The 17865-nt window shown below is 42.1% G+C and carries 15 protein-coding genes; 6 read left to right on the top strand and 9 right to left on the bottom strand.

Translation table 11 applies throughout. The features are described from left to right. The first annotated feature begins 28 nt into the window (after positions 1–28). The 4 genes from B9T23_RS02460 to B9T23_RS02445 are packed head-to-tail and all read left to right on the top strand — an operon-like array spanning position 29 to position 3595. A complete protein-coding gene (locus tag B9T23_RS02460; RefSeq protein WP_086192869.1) occupies positions 29–853 on the top strand; it encodes an acetyl-CoA carboxylase carboxyltransferase subunit alpha in 825 nt (274 codons plus the stop codon). Beyond that, on the top strand, positions 790–2139 hold the full coding sequence (gene tilS / locus B9T23_RS02455) for a tRNA lysidine(34) synthetase TilS (protein ID WP_086192868.1): 1350 nt from the start codon (positions 790–792) through the stop codon (positions 2137–2139). The genes B9T23_RS02460 and tilS overlap by 64 nt, the downstream gene beginning before the upstream one ends. Before the next feature lie 28 nt (positions 2140–2167). Further along, a complete protein-coding gene (gene proC / locus B9T23_RS02450; RefSeq protein WP_086192867.1) occupies positions 2168–2998 on the top strand; it encodes a pyrroline-5-carboxylate reductase in 831 nt (276 codons plus the stop codon). A 27-nt stretch (positions 2999–3025) separates the two neighbouring features. After that, positions 3026–3595, top strand: coding sequence for a YggT family protein (locus B9T23_RS02445; protein WP_067721822.1), 570 nt, complete (start codon positions 3026–3028; stop codon positions 3593–3595). Between the two features lie 239 nt (positions 3596–3834). Here B9T23_RS02445 and polA read toward each other — a convergent pair whose 3' ends face one another. Continuing rightward, the gene (gene polA / locus B9T23_RS02440) at positions 3835–6600 is read right to left on the bottom strand and encodes a DNA polymerase I (protein ID WP_086192866.1); all 2766 of its coding nucleotides are present in this window, start codon (positions 6598–6600) and stop codon (positions 3835–3837) included. A gap of 162 nt (positions 6601–6762) precedes the next feature. Here polA and B9T23_RS02435 point away from each other — a divergent pair, with 162 nt between their 5' ends. After that, positions 6763–9480 carry a DUF2339 domain-containing protein gene (locus B9T23_RS02435; protein WP_086192865.1) on the top strand — a complete coding sequence of 906 codons (2718 nt, stop codon included), beginning with the start codon at positions 6763–6765 and terminating at the stop codon, positions 9478–9480. Between the two features lie 107 nt (positions 9481–9587). On the opposite strand, the gene B9T23_RS02430 is transcribed toward B9T23_RS02435, so the two are convergent. After that, complete coding sequence (locus B9T23_RS02430; RefSeq protein WP_086192864.1) at positions 9588–10514, bottom strand: mechanosensitive ion channel family protein; 927 nt, start codon at positions 10512–10514, stop codon at positions 9588–9590. A gap of 8 nt (positions 10515–10522) precedes the next feature. Continuing rightward, positions 10523–11344: a hypothetical protein gene (locus B9T23_RS02425; protein WP_086192863.1), complete on the bottom strand. Its 822-nt coding sequence runs from the start codon at positions 11342–11344 to the stop codon at positions 10523–10525. Between the two features lie 99 nt (positions 11345–11443). On the opposite strand from B9T23_RS02425, the gene gspE reads away from it, so the two are divergent. Next, complete coding sequence (gene gspE / locus B9T23_RS02420; protein ID WP_086192862.1) at positions 11444–12931, top strand: type II secretion system ATPase GspE; 1488 nt, start codon at positions 11444–11446, stop codon at positions 12929–12931. Between the two features lie 44 nt (positions 12932–12975). Here the strand turns inward: gspE and B9T23_RS17200 are convergent, their stop codons facing one another. The 6 genes from B9T23_RS17200 to B9T23_RS02395 form a co-directional block, all read right to left on the bottom strand. After that, positions 12976–13083, bottom strand: a complete 108-nt coding sequence (locus tag B9T23_RS17200) for a DUF4951 domain-containing protein (protein ID WP_407640413.1) — start codon at positions 13081–13083, stop codon at positions 12976–12978. Between the two features lie 281 nt (positions 13084–13364). Next, positions 13365–13790 (bottom strand): organic hydroperoxide resistance protein, encoded by a 426-nt coding sequence (locus tag B9T23_RS02415; RefSeq protein ID WP_086192861.1) that lies wholly within the window; start codon positions 13788–13790, stop codon positions 13365–13367. A 111-nt stretch (positions 13791–13901) separates the two neighbouring features. Beyond that, the gene (locus B9T23_RS02410; protein WP_086192860.1) at positions 13902–14726 is read right to left on the bottom strand and encodes a carbon-nitrogen hydrolase family protein; all 825 of its coding nucleotides are present in this window, start codon (positions 14724–14726) and stop codon (positions 13902–13904) included. A gap of 23 nt (positions 14727–14749) precedes the next feature. Next, a complete protein-coding gene (gene gigB / locus B9T23_RS02405) occupies positions 14750–15268 on the bottom strand; it encodes an anti-anti-sigma factor GigB (protein ID WP_086192859.1) in 519 nt (172 codons plus the stop codon). A 113-nt stretch (positions 15269–15381) separates the two neighbouring features. Next, complete coding sequence (gene gigA / locus B9T23_RS02400) at positions 15382–16350, bottom strand: RsbU family protein phosphatase GigA (protein WP_067721794.1); 969 nt, start codon at positions 16348–16350, stop codon at positions 15382–15384. A gap of 110 nt (positions 16351–16460) precedes the next feature. After that, positions 16461–17417: an MlaA family lipoprotein gene (locus B9T23_RS02395; RefSeq protein WP_086192858.1), complete on the bottom strand. Its 957-nt coding sequence runs from the start codon at positions 17415–17417 to the stop codon at positions 16461–16463. Positions 17418–17865: the final 448 nt, after the last annotated feature.

Raw genomic sequence — 17865 nt, 5'->3', positions numbered from 1 at the left:
TTGTTAGTTTTGGGATAATGGTCGACCTATGAAAAATAAAGCTACTCAATCTAAGGCATGGACAACGGTTCAAATTGCACGTCATCCGGAACGTCCGCAATTTTTGGATTATGTTGGTGAAATCTTCACTGAATTCGATGCTTTACATGGTGATCGGTTGTTTGGTGATGATGGTGCAATGATCGGTGGCTTGGCACGTTTTAATGGTCAGCCAGTCATGATTGTTGGGCAACACCGTGGTCGCAGCACGCGTGAAAAATTGCAACATAACTTCGGTATGAGTAATCCTGAAGGCTATCGCAAATCACAGCGTTTGCTTGATATGGCTGAACGATTTAATCTGCCAGTCTTTACTTTTATCGATACCATGGGTGCATATCCAGGTGTGGGTGCAGAAGAACGCGGTCAGGCAGAAGCGATTGCCACCAGTCTTGCACAGCTTTCAAGCTTGAAAGTGCCTGTGATTGCAACAGTATTGGGTGAGGGCGGTTCTGGTGGTGCACTGGGTATTGGTGTGGCAGACCGTGTGGTGATGCTATCTCACAGTATTTATTCAGTCATTTCACCTGAAGGTTGTGCATCCATTTTATGGAAAACAGCTGAAAAAGCCGAACAAGCCAGTGAAGCTTTGGCATTGACTGCTGAAAAACTCAAAAAAATGGGTATTGTGGAATATGTGGTTGACGAAGGTGAAGGTGCACATTTGCAGCCTGAACAAGTCATGCAAGATCTTAAAGATGTGTTACAACAGGCTTTAGAAGAATTGCAATCGATGGATGCGAATGAAAGATGCGAAGCACGTTACCAGCGTTTAATGAAGTTTGGCAGCGACAATTTAGGTCTGGCGTCTTAAATCAAATCCAGTGCTTTCCTCCTGAAAGCACTTTTTTAATTGGATGTAGTGGCGGCATGGATTCCATGCTGCTGCTGCATTTAATGTCTTATTTATATCCTGAAAAAATCCGTGCCATCTATATTGATCACCAATTGCAAAAAAATAGTGCAGATTGGGCACAGTTTGTATCTGATCAATGTGCAGCGCTGAATGTGCCTTGTATTGTTGAAGCGGTCAAAGTGCAAGCCGGCAACTTGGAACATCAGGCACGTACGGCACGTTATCAAGCCTATTCAAAACATTTAAAACCCAATGAAATTTTAGTTCTGGCGCATCATCAGCAAGATCAAGCGGAAACTTTAATGTTGCGTTTGCTCTCCGGTGCCGGAGTGCAGGGTCTAGCTGCCATGAAACAGGTCGATGTTCGTGAGCAATTTACCATCTGGCGACCGCTGCTGGATATCTCGCGTGAGCAGATTTGCCAATGGGCAACTCAACTCAATGTGCAAAATATTGAAGATCCGACCAATTTAGATACCCATTATGATCGCGCCTGGTGCCGTCATGAATTGTGGTCAGTCTTGCAAAAACGCTATCCTAAAATGCAACAGGCACTCAGCCGCACCAGCTATTTAATGCAAGATGCTGACGAAATTCTGCAAGAAGTATTACAACAAGATTTAGCATTTTGTGGATCAGTAACAGAACTTGATTTAAAAAAATTATCCCAATTATCAAACGCGCGTCAAAGACAACTGTTATCTGCTTGGATGAAAGGGCAGGATACCTATCGCCCGAGTTTTGAGATGGTGGAACGCTTGTTGCATGAAGTGATCGCATCCAAGTCGGATGCGCAAGCCGCATTGCACTGGAATCAATATTATTATGTGCGTTATCAGCAAAAACTTTTTCGTTTAAGGTCTGAAGAATATCTGGCTGAAAAAAGTGAATCTAATATTTCCACGCAAGTGATTCGTTTGGAATTAAATAAAAAGATAGAAGTGCTTTCAGGACAGTATGTTGCTGAAACTGCAAAAATAGGATTGTCAGCGACATTGTTAGGCAAAGAATTGAATCTGGTGATGCGCCAAGGTGGAGAAAAAATTCATTTGTATGGACGAATTGGTGCTTGGCCGTTAAAAAAAGCCATTCAGGAAGCACAAATTTTTCCTTGGCAGCGTCATAGAATTCAAATATTAAGCATAGATAATGTTATGCTTGGTGTTTTTACACCGAAAGGGTTTTGGTTGGCTCAATCTGAATATTGTGAAGTCGGTGGTTGGCAACCAAATTTGATCTCTTAGTTAAAAAATTCTAATTCGAGTATGATTCATGAATGCAGCTTTAAATTGTAATATTTGTTTTATTGGTGGCGGTAATATGGCTCAAGCCTTAATTGGCGGGCTCATTTCGCGTGGTTTGCCAGCAACACGTATTACAGTTTCTGATCCGGTCGAAAAAGTACGTCTTTTATTAGAAGAAAAAGATGTGCATGTGACCGATGACAATATTGCTGCCATTCGTGATGCCGATATCGTACTTTTTGCGGTGAAGCCACAAGTGTTGGCGAGCGTATTAAAACCGCTGAAAGGTTTATTCGACGGTAAATTGGTGATGTCGATTGTTGCGGGGGCTGAAATTGCAACCATCGCAAATCTGTTAGACACTGATCGAGTTGTTCGTGTAATGCCGAATACGCCTGCTTTGGTACAAACAGGGGCACATGGTTTGTATGCGACTGATGCGGTTGATGCAAAAGACCGTGAGCTTGCAAGCCAGGTTTTAGCTGCAACGGGCTTAACCCTTTGGGTAAATTCAGAAGCACAGATTGATGCAGTCACTGCAGTGTCTGGTTCTGGTCCAGCATATTTCTTTTATATGATGGAAAGCATGATTCGTGCAGGGAAAAACTTGGGCCTAGATGAGAAAGTGGCGACAGCCCTGACTTTGCAAACGGCTTTAGGTGCTGCACAAATGGCAATCACCAGTGCAAACACACCTGCTGAGTTGCGTAAAAATGTGACCTCTCCAAATGGTACAACACAGGCTGCACTCGAAGTTTTTGATCGTGCACAAATCTCGCAAAATATTCAGGCCGCTTTGGCTGCAGCTCAAAAGCGCAGTCAAGAACTTGCTCAAGAGCTAAGTGAAAGTAGCAAATAACTCGTTTTTATTTAGGAAAGTTCCAGTATGGGTGCAAACTCTGCGCTAATTTTTGGCATTATCATTAACGTAGCGATTTTGCTCGTGTTCTTCCGTTTTCTCATGCAGTTGGCAGCGGTGAATGCTTATAATCCAGTGGTAATGTCTACGGTAAAAGCCACGAAAATCGTGGATGTCTTTGGTCGTATTTTTCCCACTGTGGCAAAAGGTCGTGTCAATTTAGCGGCTTTGGCGTTGGTGGTACTGTTATATTTACTCAAGATCTTTGGGGTAATGTACCTTTCAGGTGCCATGCCGAATAGTCCGGTACATTTGGTGATTTTAACTTTTGTCACCATGATTCAGGACTTGATTCGTTTCTGTCGTTATTTGATTTTTGCGACGATTATTTTAAGTTGGGTCGTGATGTTTACACAATCTCGCTCGCCTTATATTGAAGTGATTCAAGAACTGGCAGAACCATTGCTTGCACCGTTCCGTCGCATTTTGCCGAATATGGGGATGATTGATTTATCTCCAATCATTGCATTTTTGACTTTGTATATTGCTGAAATCATCATGAATCAAGTGGCGATTGTGCTTTTGACAGGGCTCTAAAATTTGTTCAATAAAAAAGGACTCGATGGAGTCCTTTTTTATTGCCTTTTGAAACGCTCTATTTTTTATGGAAATAGAAAATGGCATGAGGTGAGTAGCAAAAATTTGGAGTTCCTCTCCCTGAGCAAACTTGAAAGCACTGCTTTCAAGTAAAGCGCAAGAGAGGTTAGGAGAGGGATATTAAAAAATTTAACCTCTCCCTAACCCTCTCCTAAAAGGAGAGGGAACTCTCTACTTCTTTAATGTGCCTCATCCCAATTCATGCCTTTGCCCACTTCCACAATCAATGGAACTGAAAGTTTTACCACGGATTGCATCACTTCAGCCAGTTTCGGTGCAAGTTCATCGGCAATGTCGGCATCCACTTCAAATACCAATTCATCGTGTACCTGTAACAGCATTTTGGCTTGATCTTTCGGTAACATTTTATCGACTTCAATCATCGCCATCTTGATGATGTCGGCTGCACTGCCTTGAAGCGGTGCATTGATTGCAGCACGTTCAGCACCTTTACGGACCATCATATTTCGTGCATCGATATCCGGTGTATAAAGGCGACGACCTAAAATCGTTTCAACAAAACCTTGTTCCAAAGCCACCTGACGCGTACGTTGCATATACTCATAAATGCCCGGATAGCGATGGAAATATTTCTTGATATAGTCTTGCGATTCTTGGCGGGTAAAGCCGAGTTGACGAATCAAACCAAATTCAGACATACCATATAAAAGCCCAAAGTTGACGGCTTTGGCTTGACGACGTTGATCATGGGTGACGTCTTCAAGCGCAATTCCCAAAACTTCAGCCGCGGTACGGCGATGCACGTCTTGACCATGCTTAAAGGCATCGACCAAGGCTTCATCCTGTGAAAGATGCGCCATTAAACGCAATTCAATTTGTGAATAATCGGCTGCAAGCAATACACGACCTTCAGGTGCAATAAAGGCTTTGCGAATTTGACGGCCAATTTCTTCACGCACAGGAATGTTCTGCAGGTTAGGATCAGTCGATGACAAGCGACCTGTTGTCGTTAAAGCCTGATGATAACTGGTATGCACACGACCACTATCATTGTTGGCCTGTTTTTGTAGACCATCGGTATAAGTACTTTTCAGTTTTGAAAGACCACGATATTCCAAAATTAAAGCGGTAATTGGATGGTCAATTTTTTCCAGGATACTTTCACTGGTACTGTATTGGCCAGTCGCTGTTTTCTTGCCACCTTTGAGTCCAAGCTTGTCAAATAACACTTCACCGACCTGTTTTGGCGAGCTGACATTAAAGCTTTGTCCTGCCAATTCGGTAATCTGGTTTTCGAGGTTTTGAATGGTATTTGAAAATTCCACACCTAGTTGATCCAAGAATTTCAGATCAAGCTCGATACCGTTTTCTTCCATGATGGTCAGAACACGGGCAACCGGCATTTCAATATTGTGCAAAATATTGTTCAGCTCAGGAATGGCCTGTAATTTTTTAGACAAAACTTCATACAGACGATAAGTAACATGCGCATCTTCAGCCGCATAATGCGCTGCTGTTTCGATCTCGATCTGATTAAAGGTTTTCTGTTTAACCCCTTTGCCGGCAACCTGTTCAAAGGTTGTGGTCAAATGGCTCAAATATAAACGCGCAACATCATCCATGCCATGACGGGTCGCCACAGAATTTAAAACATATGAAGCCAGCATGGTATCGAAATACCAGCCTTGTAATTCAATGCCGTGATTTTGCAAGATGTGGGCATCATATTTTAGATGATGTCCAATTTTCTGAACGGAATCATCTTCTAAAATGGGTTTGATTTGCGCAAGGATGGTTTCACGATTTAGCTGTTCCGGTGCATCTTTATAGTCGTGTTCCAGCGGAATGTAATAGGCATCGTTGGCATCAAAAGCCAGTGAAAAGCCGACCATTTCAGCGACACGATAATCCAGACTGGTGGTTTCTGTATCGAAAGCAAAGCGTTTTTCAGTACTTAAACGTGTGAAGAGTTTGTCCCAATCCGCCTGAGTTAAAATCGTGTGATAATTCGCTTTTCCCAGTTGATCATCTACGCTGGTAATATCCGCCTGATCTTCAGTTTCAATTACGACTTCTGAGTGTGCAGATTTCTCAATGACTTTAGAATTTTGTTTATAAACTGAATTATTCGGATTATTTGGATGGTCCAGAGACTGTAACTGGTTACGGAATTCAAGTTCGGTATACAGGCGACGCAGTTCTTCGACATTGGGGTCAAGAAGTTTAAGATCTTCATAAGTGAGGCCCATATCAAGGTCGCAAACAATACTGGCTAATTGATGGTCTAGGGTAATGCCTTCAACATTGTCTTTAATGTTTTGACCGACTTTACCTTTGATTTGATCGACATTTTCTAAAATGCCACCAATGGAACCGTATTCGGTCAAAAGTTTAGCCGCGGTTTTAGCCCCCACGCCCGGTACGCCACGAATGCCATCCGAAGCATCGCCCATCAGGGTTAAATAATCGATAATTTGATTCGGCCACACCCCGAATTTTTCAAACACGCCATCGACATCCATCGGTTTGTCTTTAAAGCTGTCTTCTAAGGTTACTTTGTCGGTAACCAATTGGGCCATGTCTTTATCGCCCGTGGAAATCAGCACCTGATAACCTTCTTTTTCAGCACGTTTAGCCAGTGTTCCAATCACGTCATCTGCTTCAGCGCCTGGAAGAGTGTACAAAGGAATACCCAAAGCACGGATCAGGTTGTGAAGATAGGGAATCTGCTGAGAAAGTTCATCCGGCATACTTGGACGGTCACCTTTATAAATCGGTGAAAGCGCATGACGAAACGTCGGTTCAGGCGTGTCAAAAATCACCGCCATATGGGTCGGTTGAATACGGCGCATCAACTTTTGAATCGCAGAAATGGCACCACGAATTGCGTTGGTCTGTAAACCAGTCGAAGTGGTTAGTGGTGGCAGTGCATGGTACGCACGAAATAAAAAATATGAGCCATCGACCAAAACAAATGGTGGCATTGAAGGATTCCTAATTCAAATATCGGGCTTATTGTACGTGATTTTGCACATGAACATAGACTCATCATCAAACAAGCGTGTTACCGAATATCTGATGAATGCTTAAAAATCAAAGTCCGAGCTGTTGTATGATCGGGTCAAAAGGATTGAGATAAAGAAAAGATGCACAAAGGGCAGAGCGAAATCCGGATGATTTGGCTGATGGTATTAATTATTGTCGGGGTGGGGTCTTGGTTTTTAGAGCTACGCATATTCACGTATTTATGTGGATTGGCCTTTGTCATGAGCGTGATGCAATATGTCGATGCCATCCAGACACCCACAGTGAAAATTGCTGCAGAAATAAAACCTTCAGTTCAGGAAACCTCTAAAGTTCCCTTATATCTTTCTTCAATTGTTGCCATTGTCGGTGGTGCAATGGAGTGGGGTTTTGTCGTGGGGCTTGGCATCACGGCGTGGATTTTTTTCTTTCTGAGATGGTTACGCCGTTTAGAAGGTTTATTAAACCAAGTGCAAACGCGCTTACATCAGACGCCAATAAACCTATCTTCTACTGTCGAAAATCCACCCACTCAACTTCCTGAATCTCAAATTGCTTCCCCTTCATTAGAACTGATTGATCAGCTAAAACAATGGATCTTTCAAGGAAATCCTGTTTTAAAAGCGGCAATATTGGTACTGGTGATTGGCATCGTATTATTATTACGTTTTGCTACCGAACATTGGCAACTCAGTCTGGCATTGAAGCTGGCGATTGTTGCGGGTATCAGTGTCGCAGTTACAGCATTGGGGTATTGGTTCCAGAATAAAAACCGCAGTTTTGCACTGGCTTTAGAAGGCTTGGGTTTAGCGGCATTATTTTTGACCTTATTCTTTGCTTATTACAATGCCGTGATTCTTACTCTGGGCATGGCTGCATTGTGCTTTGCCGTCATTATGGGCGTGACACTGGCGCTAAGCCTAAAACAACAATCGATTGAACTGGCACTGATGGCGATGATCATTGCCTATATTGCGCCATTTACCTTGCCAGTTCGCAATGCCACCGCCATTGAATTGATTGCTTATTATGTGGTGATTAATCTTGCCGTTGTCGTGCTAAGCACATTACGCCCCTGGAAAATCCTCAATCAAATTGCTTTTTTAATGACGGTAATTGTCGGGGGAGGCTATGCCTTTTATCAGGGGGAAGAGCAAGAACGCAATACTTTAACCTTATTGGTCATGATCCATACTGCCATATTTGTATGGCTGAGTTTTCGTTTTAGCCAGCTCATTGCCAAAGAGGATCTTGCTCAATTCAAACTCAAACCTGCTTTAGATATTGCCCTTATTTTTGGCGCACCGATTGTTGGTTATATTTTTATATATTTAATGCATTTTGAAGAGATGTTTTGGCAAGCAGGTGCAAGTCTGGCATTTGCAGCAGTTTATGCAGGCTTGTATCAACTCTCTAAACGCAATCAGGCGGTGCAGCTGATTTCACAAAGCTATTTTAGTTTAATGCTGATTTTCCTGGCCCTGATTCCACCGATTCTTTTACACAAACAATGGAGTGTCATCGGCTGGGCAGTTGAAGGACTGATTATTTTTACTTATGCCTTGTATCGTAAGTCGGAGATCAGTCGTTATCTGGCAATGGGCTTGCTAATTGTTGCCGGATTATCCAGCTTTTATTATCTGGTGGAACTGAATGAATTTCCACGTGAGATGTATTGGGGACTATGTCTGAGCTATTTTGCTGTGGTTCTGGTCGCCAATAGTCGTGAATCTTTTAGAAATCAGCTGACCAATTCAACCATCGCTTTTCACTGTTTGCAGATGCTGTCTGCAACTACGATGTTCATTGTGTTATTGCTTGATGAAATTGATGGTTCTCATCAACTTGTGATGAGTCTGTTGATTGTCAGTGGATTATATCTGCTGATGAATGAGGTCATACTACGTTGCAAAGCCACATGGTCATGGCTATTTCCTAAATGGCTGGGCTTAATTCCAGTCTTTGTTTTTGCATTGATCATTGTGATTGATCATAGTAAACAGGGTGTTATTGTTTGGTTATCTATGTTTGATCGGGTCGGCTTTGCACTCTCTGGCCTGATGTTAACTGCATTATGGCTGCGTCCAATGTTGGGTGTGCGAACTGAAAAAGAGTGGGTCAGCTTTGGAACTTTAACCAGCCTTGCCATGACCAGCTTAACTTTGCTTCCGAGCATGCCTTATATCAGTGTGGTGATTTTGCCTTTGCTGTTCTGTGCCTGGTGTTATTGGCAGGTGGATAATCCAGACTGGAAAATGTTCTGGCAAGCACGTAGTACTTTGCTGCTGATGGCGACATGGATTGTGTGCTCGCAACTGTTTACCCAACAAGCTTTCCAAAGCTATTTTCTACCAATTATTAATCCATTTGATTTGGTCAGTATTGCCATGCTGGCGTGCTTTATCTGGATGTTGTCATTGCAGGTTAAATCAGGTCTGGATAAAGGCATCGTGGCGGTGCTGATGGTGCTCAGTTTACTGTGGTTAAGCAGTTATATTATGCTACGGGCATTACACATGTATTTAGATACGCCGTTTAACGAACTCGCTTTATGGGAAGATGGCACCGTTCAACTCAGTTTGACTTTGCTGTGGGTGAGTTTGGCCTTCATGACCATGAGCCTTGCCAGCCGAAAACAACTACGTTCAGTCTGGATTTTGGGTGGCAGTATTTTGGTGATTGTGACCTTGAAGTTGGTGCTGTTTGATTTATCGCATATCGGGACTTTAACCCGGGTGATTTCATTCTTGGGTGCGGGCTTTGTGATGTTGGTGATTGCTTATATCGCCCCGATTCCTGAAGGGGAGAAAGCGAACCCCTCATCCCGACCTTCTCCCTGAGCCATATATGGCGTAAGAGAAGGAGAAGTTCCCTCTCCTTATAGGAGATGAGAAGCAATGCTTCGCAAGGGAGAGGTAAAACAAATTGGGTGAGTGTGCTAAAAAAACTATTTTAAATCCGCCTCTCGCTTCACTTCTTTGGCATTGGCATATTGGTCAATATCTTCCTCATTTAAAGGCTGAACATTCGCAGGACGATCGACAAAGCCCATTTTCGGCACCGGGATTTCAATCTGATTGTCCAGGAAACCATTGCGTATACGTTCCTGCATCTCATCCCGAACTTTTAAAAAGTTTTCACGATCACACCAAATCGCAAATAACAGTTCAATGGAGGATTCTCGGAAGGCGGTAACGGTCACGGCAGGTTTTGGGTCAGCTAAAACCAGTGGATACTTGTTGGCAACATCAAGCAGAACTTCCCGAACTTTAATGATGTCTTCATGAAAGTTGATGGCCAAGGTAATTGGAATACGCCGAATCGGAAACTTAGACAAGTTATACACGGGTGCACGAATCAGCTGTTCATTCGGTACGCGTACATAGACATTGTCTTGAGTCAGCAGTTTGACCGAGAGTAGATCAATTGAAATCACTTCACCTTCAATGGTATGACCACGAATTAAAGTCATTTGCACGGTATCGCCAATTTCAAAAGAACCTTCACCAATCAAAAATAAACCACTGATTAAGTTGGAAGCAGAGGTTTGTGAAGCAAAACCCAAGGCTACGGTTAAAATACCGGCCGCACCTAAAAATACACTTAGTTTAAAGCCGGCTTCTTTAAGGCTGGCCATCACAAAAATCAGGAAGATGAAATAGAAAATACCGCGTCGCCAAACCAGACTTTGGTGCGCATTAAAACGTGAACCGATGGTGCGGATAAAAGTATTTGAAACAAAACGGGCAATTAAAAAACCGATAAAACACAGCACCACCGCAACGATAATTTCAGTCAGGCGTTCCGTATTGATATTGGTAAAAATGCCCTTGACGCTTTGGGTGATTTCTTTCGGAATATTTGAATCTGCCATATTGCCCCCTAGAAAAATGAATCAAACATATTAAACAAAGCACTTGCGGGAGCGCGTGGCGGATGCAGATACATCACTTCGCCTGCATGGGGTGGGGTACGGTTTTCAATCCGAATTCGCGGCGGTCGATCCGAACCTTCATGCAAGACTTTAATTTGTGAAGTCCATAACCGTCCGGTACTTTCACTATAAAATAAGGGGAGTGCAGAAACAGGTACATTCATCCGGTCAAAGCGTAATTGTTGATGGCTGGTGTTATGAAATTCAATCGGGGTGACAGCACGAAAAGCACGTGGTTTTAATTGATGCAATTCAGTACGACCATCGACCGAAGTGGCATAGCAAATTTCTCCAGTGCGATGATTCGGGCCAAACCAGGTATCTTTCGGCAGAATCACAGGAATATCAAACAGCGGATCTTTTTGTCCTTCTACAAAACCGGCAATCCATAACGGTGTGCTGATATAAAGCGTACCGCGTTGTCCGGCAGGAATATAAATCGGATCAATCGGTTTGATCACCACGGAACGATCTGCCAAACGCGGCATAAGCTGTAACTTATTTTGCGTTGACTTGAACATATAGCGTTCTACTTTGACCGGTTGTGGAAAACCAAAATTGGGATCTTCAATTTGATGCCACTTTTGTTCATAGTCGTACTGAACTGGAGGGCGATGAAATTCCAGCCGCCATTCTTGTAATCCACGGGTAAGACGAAATAACAGCGAACCAAACTGCCATGCTTTGGGCTGATTCAATTCAAAAGTGTGTTCACCCCACCATTTTAAATTCGGGTGCTCTGGTTCGATCAATTCATTGCTTTTAGACAACGGCACATTTCCTTTATTGCTTAATCAGTAAAAACAGACTTCACGCTGTCTTATGCTTAGAGTACACTCAAATCAATTTATTCATCATTATAAACTTTGATGCAAATACTTAAACAATTACAAATACCCTATAGTTTTGCCAAGCGTCATGGCGTATTGCTTCGATACGAGGGTGATCAGGCCTTTATTGTGCGCCGTGAAAATACACCATTGCTGGCTATACAAGAAGCACGGCGATATTTAGGCCATGCTGCACAGCATCAATTATGTAGCGAACAAGAATTTCATCAATTGCTCAGTTCAAGCTTTGCCGGAGATACTGGAGAATCGCAACAAGTGGCTGCAGGTCTGGAAGATCATCCCGATTTACTCAGTTTGGCGGACTCAGTGCCTGAAGCTGAAGACCTGATGGATCAGGAAGATGATGCACCGATTGTACGACTGATCAATGCACTTCTGTCTGAAGCGATTCGCGTGGGTGCTTCCGATATTCATATCGAATCTTTTGAAAAAAAATTATCCGTACGCTTACGTGTCGATGGGCAACTTCGAGAAATTGTACAGCCTCGCCGTGAATTGGCGCCACTTTTGGTGTCACGTATTAAAGTCATGGCAAAACTGGATATTGCTGAAAAACGCGTGCCGCAAGATGGTCGTATGTCTTTAAGACTGGCTGGTCGTGAAGTGGATGTGCGTGTATCGACTTTGCCATCGTCGCATGGTGAACGTGTGGTGATGCGTTTGCTGGATAAGCAAGCCGGGCGTTTGAATATGACGCATTTGGGCTTAATGCAGCCTGATTATGAGCGCTTAACCCATCTGGTACATCGTCCGCATGGCATTATTCTGGTGACTGGACCGACAGGTTCGGGTAAAACTACCACCTTATATGCGGCATTATCCGACCTGAATGATGGCTCAAAAAATATTTTGACTGCCGAAGATCCAATTGAATATCAATTGGAAGGTATTGGACAAACTCAGGTGAATACCAAAGTAGATATGACCTTTGCCCGCGCTTTAAAAGCGATGTTGCGTCAGGATCCCGATGTGGTAATGGTCGGAGAGATTCGTGATCTGGAAACTGCAGAAATTGCGGTTCAAGCGTCCTTAACTGGTCACTTGGTGCTTTCAACCTTGCATACCAATACTGCGATTGGTGCGGTCACACGCCTAAAAGACATGGGTATTGAGCCGTTCTTGCTCGCCAGTTCTTTGATTGGTGTGATTGCCCAGCGTTTGGTTCGTACCTTATGTCCACGTTGTGCAACATGGCATGAAGCTGATGCTTTTGAAACTGACATTTTCCGCCATTTAGATGTCGGTACTGAACTGAAATTACCGCAACCCAAAGGTTGTGAACACTGTTCACATACCGGTTTTATGGGACGTACTGCCATTTATGAAATTGTCCCTGTCGATGATCAAATGCGCCGTTTAATCCATGGCAATGTTGCAGAATATGAAATTGAAACGTATGCGCGTAAACAGTCGGGTTCTATTCGTGATGATGGTTTACGCAAAGTAATAGCAGGAAAAACCACCTTGGAAGAAGTGCTTCGCGTCACCAATGAAGCAGCAGATTAGCGAAGTACTTTGAGTTTATATGGTTAGAAAAATTGCTGAACTTATCAAAGTTCTGCAATTTTTTTCATCAGTTGAGTGCGAAATGGGGGTAGTCGGATGGCTAGGATTAACTGGGCTTCATTTTCATAAAACTTCTGCCAGGTTCGAATTATTTTTAAAGTAAAAATATCTTAGGTTTTGAGCTTTTTATATCTGTTAATGATGCTGTTAAGACTTTTTTTAGCAAATTATCTTTTAATAAAATTCAGTAAATTTTATGTGGTTTGGGGGAGTGTGCAATTACCGAATGGCTAGATTCACCTGAGATTTGCCTTGCTTTACTGAGTGAATCAGATCAGTAGGTCTAGCTCATGTAGATGAGAGATTTGAGATGTGATTAATAGATTCTATCCTAAAATCACCTGATTCATTGTAGGATAGATTCAGATTCTACTTAGGTAATCACATTCAACGTCACATTAATATTGCCACGTGTTGCATTGGAATAAGGGCAAACAATATGCGCGGAATCCACCAGTTTTTGCGCTTCAGCCTGATCCATACCTTCTAAATGAATATTCAAGGTCACTTCAATCCCAAAACCTGTCGGGATGGGGCCGATCCCCACTTCACCTTCGATATAGGCATCTTTAGCGATATTTAATTTATCGCGGTTGGCGACAAATTTCATGGCACCGAGGAAACACGCTGAATAACCGGCTGCAAAAAGTTGTTCGGGATTGGTGCCACCACCCGCACCACCCATTTCTTTAGGTACGGCTAATTGGACATCCAAAATTCCATCGGATGATGTTGCACGCCCATCACGTCCACCGGTTGCTTTTGCTTTTGCTGTATAGACTGCTTTTTCTAAAGGCATTTTTATGATCCCTGTAATTTTGATATGAGCTGTTATCGTGTGGGATTTTGATGAAAGAATAAGCAGGGATTTTGTAATTTTTATATAGTAAAAATTTAAAGCTGAATTGAATTAAAAATTAATAATTTTACGGTGCTGAATTAAAGGCATAGATGCACGAACAGCTTCTTGCTCAGTAAGATCAAAAGGAACCGTAATTAAACTTGCACCTTCGGTATCAATGATATCTAAAATTTGACCACGACTATTGGTAGCACCTGCATGTCCCCAAGTTTGACGCTTTTCACCATGCCAGCCTTGTTGAGCAGCTCCTAAAACATGACATTGACTATCTATTGCACGTGCTTGCAACAGTAACTGCCAATGCATTTGACCGGTGGTGTAGGTAAATGCTGCAGGTGCCGTCAGGATATTTGCACCTTGGCTACGCAAAGTGAGTGCCAGTTCAGGAAAGCGTAGGTCATAACAGACCATCAGACCAATATTGCCAAAAGGTGTTTTTGCAACAACTACATCTGTACCTGGCTCAAAAAATTTAGATTCCTGATATCCACCGACAGCATCACCGACTTGCACATCAAACAAATGAATTTTGTCATAACGTGCTTCAGTCCGTTCTGGGCTAATACATAAACTGACAGTACGTACACGACCATCAGTAATAACAGAACCATCTGGACGGAACGGGCATGGGAGAGTGCCCGCCACAATCCAGATTTGATATTGATGCGCAAGTTTTTCTAAGCGCTGTTGAATCGCTTCGAACTGCGCTGCGGTTTCGCGCTGTTTTCCACCTGCAAAACAGACAAAGTTTTCAGGGAAAACAATCAGCTCTGCACCATCTGCTTTACTTTGTTGTATCAAAGACTCGATCACGATGAAATTGGCGTCAATATCATCTTGGGAATTCATTTGTACAACAGAGAGTAAAGTCATGTGATGGCTCTAAATAATAATTTTTATACGTTTTGTTGAGACACTTGTTCTAAGGTGTCCTGTTCTTTTTGTAATTGCTTAACCAAAGGCTCAAACATGTTTTGGTTACTTTCATTTAGCTTCATCAATGTTTTATGTGCATCTAAAACAGTGGTTAACATTGCGTTATGAGTAATATGTTCTTCGATTAATTCACGGGTACATACTTTTGGATCACCGCAGTAATTTAAGATCACAAAAACCTGACCCAAGCCCATGCTATTGGCCAAGGTAGTGATATCTGGATTGGTGGATAACATAACTGCCTGAATTTGGTGAGTCTGTTTCAGCTTTAAACCAAGCTTGGCAAGTACACCTAAAACAGTGCTGTCAATAAATGTAGTTTGGGTTAAATCTACGATTGCCCCAACGACATTAGATTGCTGTTCAATTTTACTAAGGAGTTTGTCTAGACTGATACAAGATTGGGCACGCACTTCGCCAATAAGCTTAAAAATATGCGTTCCATTCAAGCTTGCATATTCAACATGACCTGTTGACATATAAATGCCATTTGCAGAGAAGGATTGTAAAATTATCACATAGGGCTACTACAGACTCAAGTGCTCAAGAGTCGTATATCGCTTAGTTGAAAGTTAACGTATTGATTATATGATTAATTCATTCGGCGTAAACTTAGGATCGCAATATCGTCTGCAACATGTTCGGGGGCTTGGAAGGACTGATTCTGTAAATGGAAGACTAATTTTTCAAATTGTTCATTCAGTCCGCCATCAAAAGGTTCAAGTGCACCATCTGAACAAATAATAAACCGGGCCTGACGATTCAACACACACTCAAATTCTTCAACTTCAAGATCTTCCGTGAGTCCCAAAGGAAAGCTGCTGGTATTTAAAATGCGTGGTGGTTGGTTCGGTTCAAAGATAATTGCAGGGGGATAATGTCCGGCACTGGACCAACGCAGCTGATGAGTTTCTAAATTTAGAACCCCGGCAATCATCGTAATATGTTTTTCGATATTTTCTTGAACCAGCATTCCATTGAGTTTTTTAATCAACTCGCGCGGGGTTTTAGAGCGACCATGAAAAGCCGCCATCCAGGAGGTTAATAAACTACTGGTGACCCCATGTCCAGAAACATCAGCCAGATAAAACATAATTTCTTTATCGCTGATTTTCCAGTAATCGTACCAATCACCTGACAGATATGCAGAAGGTTGAAACAGGGTTTCAACTTTGTAATTCATCAGTTCAATCGGATTAGGAAGTAGGCACTGTTGCAAATGTGCAGCTGAGGGAAGGTCACGACTATCTTGATTACGTTTATATTGCGCATCAATTTTCAGTAATGAAGCTTCGGGATCACTCGGCAATTTGTTCCAGATCCAGCCCGCTAAAGCACCCAGTTCCCAGGCTTGGGCTAAAGCTGTACCTTCATTTTCAAAAGCTAGCACAATGGTGGGTAGTGACCATTGATGCGTCAGATAGTCTTGTACATCCGCAATCGCTAAAATTGTAGGATCATACAAATCAATATCATCTATGTGAATCATTTGTACACTGGGAAGTGTACTTAGAACCTGATCTAAATAAGGAATATTGCGAGTCGGTTGAATGAAATACATAAAGAAATTGTATGATCCTTAAGGTGATAACGTATGGTTGTACTATAACAAGCTAATGATCAGCAAAGAAAGACGCTCTACTGATCATATTTTTAATAAATGGAAAAGACTTATTTGGTTGTTGGGTTTACATCATCGTTTTGCATTTCATCTGTGCTGTTATTTTGATTATCTTCTGGCACTTCATCTTCAGTGTTATCTAAATCATCTTCAATGAACATGCTTTCAGATTCTAGTCCTTTTTTTTCTGCAATTGCGAAATTTTTACGTTGCAAGTAAATATCACGAATTGCAGCATATTTATCACCTTGTAAGACATCTTCTATATCTAAAAGTTGTGAACGGGCATCAATGCCGCGCAAAGCTTGGTCTGCCCAATAAATCCCGTCATGATCTTCCAGAAGGTATTTTTGCGGGCGCGCCTGACTATCTACTATGGTACCCAATCCGTCACGAAATGTACTTGGACCAAAAAGTGGTAAAACTAAATATGCACCAGAGGGGACGCCGTAATAACCTAATGTTGTACCAAAATTCTCTTCTTCAGCAGACAAACCAAGACGTCGCGCAGGGTCGGCAAAGCCTAAAGAGGTAATCGTATTAATGGTAAAGCGTCCTAAAGATTCTGCAGCACGAACAGGACGACCTTGAATCAGTTGATTTACCACATTCCAAGGTTCACCTAAATTTTTGCGAAACTGACGATACGACCCACGAACATCAGAGGGTACTTTATCCTTATATTGAACGGCTAAAGGACGAGCTACGTGACGATCTAGCACATCATTAAAAGCAAAGATCTGTCTATTCAATGGTTGCAAGGGATCTTTTTGACTTTCGGGTTGGGTTGCATTTGCATTTACTTTTAAATCTTTCGCTTTAACATTTTTTAATTCTTTTAACGCTTCAAGACGAGGATGTTGAGCTGTTTGGATTTTTGCTGTAGAAGAAGTTTTTAGGTCTTCTGTTGCCGAAGATTCAGAAGTATCAATCGAATCATTTGCACATACAGGAGAAATCAAGCCTAAAGATAGAAGGCTAGCCCAAACATAATGAAAGTGACGCATAAAAAATCCTAGAGCTTTATCGTAAGCCAGTGCTTAAAGCTGAAAATACCTAATAAAATATATTAACAGTTCTTTGAATGATGGTATTAAAACAAATTTGATCAAATTATGTAGGAAAAAAAGATAAAATGACTAAAAAATACCCATGTGATGAGAAAGGTTGAAAAAAGGGGTTGCGCCTGACCTGAAATACTGTAGAATGCACATCCATCGGCGGTGATGTTGATTAAAACTTGTTGAGAAACAAGGATTTAGCCTAAAAGGTTTGAATCTGAAAGTCTTGAGGAAGTTGAAAATTAATCAATAAAACCTGTTGACTTTCTTTCAATAGAGAGTAATATAGCCGACCTAGCTTGCTGCTGACGAAGTAGCAAGAAGATCATTAAGAGATTATGAAGAACAACTTGTGTGGATTTTTACCGGTTGATCGATCGAAATTATTTTCATT

This window comes from Acinetobacter terrae (genome assembly GCF_002135195.1).
GTDB classification, from domain to species: domain Bacteria; phylum Pseudomonadota; class Gammaproteobacteria; order Pseudomonadales; family Moraxellaceae; genus Acinetobacter; species Acinetobacter terrae.
The sequence above is the reverse complement of the archived record's forward strand: the minus strand, read 5'-3'. Positions and strand labels throughout refer to the sequence as shown.

What these genes read in the sequence shown, in the direction of transcription:
- proC (WP_086192867.1), top strand. Translation starts at nt 2,168, where the DNA reads ATGAATGCAGCTTTAAATTGTAATATTTGTTTTATTGGTGGCGGTAAT.
- gigA (WP_067721794.1), bottom strand. Translation starts at nt 16,350, where the DNA reads ATGTATTTCATTCAACCGACTCGCAATATTCCTTATTTAGATCAGGTT.
- tilS (WP_086192868.1), top strand. Translation starts at nt 790, where the DNA reads ATGCGAAGCACGTTACCAGCGTTTAATGAAGTTTGGCAGCGACAATTT.
- B9T23_RS02430 (WP_086192864.1), bottom strand. Translation starts at nt 10,514, where the DNA reads ATGGCAGATTCAAATATTCCGAAAGAAATCACCCAAAGCGTCAAGGGC.
- B9T23_RS02395 (WP_086192858.1), bottom strand. Translation starts at nt 17,417, where the DNA reads ATGCGTCACTTTCATTATGTTTGGGCTAGCCTTCTATCTTTAGGCTTG.
- gigB (WP_086192859.1), bottom strand. Translation starts at nt 15,268, where the DNA reads ATGTCAACAGGTCATGTTGAATATGCAAGCTTGAATGGAACGCATATT.
- B9T23_RS02415 (WP_086192861.1), bottom strand. Translation starts at nt 13,790, where the DNA reads ATGCCTTTAGAAAAAGCAGTCTATACAGCAAAAGCAAAAGCAACCGGT.
- polA (WP_086192866.1), bottom strand. Translation starts at nt 6,600, where the DNA reads ATGCCACCATTTGTTTTGGTCGATGGCTCATATTTTTTATTTCGTGCG.
- B9T23_RS02435 (WP_086192865.1), top strand. Translation starts at nt 6,763, where the DNA reads ATGCACAAAGGGCAGAGCGAAATCCGGATGATTTGGCTGATGGTATTA.
- B9T23_RS02445 (WP_067721822.1), top strand. Translation starts at nt 3,026, where the DNA reads ATGGGTGCAAACTCTGCGCTAATTTTTGGCATTATCATTAACGTAGCG.
- B9T23_RS02460 (WP_086192869.1), top strand. Translation starts at nt 29, where the DNA reads ATGAAAAATAAAGCTACTCAATCTAAGGCATGGACAACGGTTCAAATT.
- gspE (WP_086192862.1), top strand. Translation starts at nt 11,444, where the DNA reads ATGCAAATACTTAAACAATTACAAATACCCTATAGTTTTGCCAAGCGT.
- B9T23_RS02410 (WP_086192860.1), bottom strand. Translation starts at nt 14,726, where the DNA reads ATGACTTTACTCTCTGTTGTACAAATGAATTCCCAAGATGATATTGAC.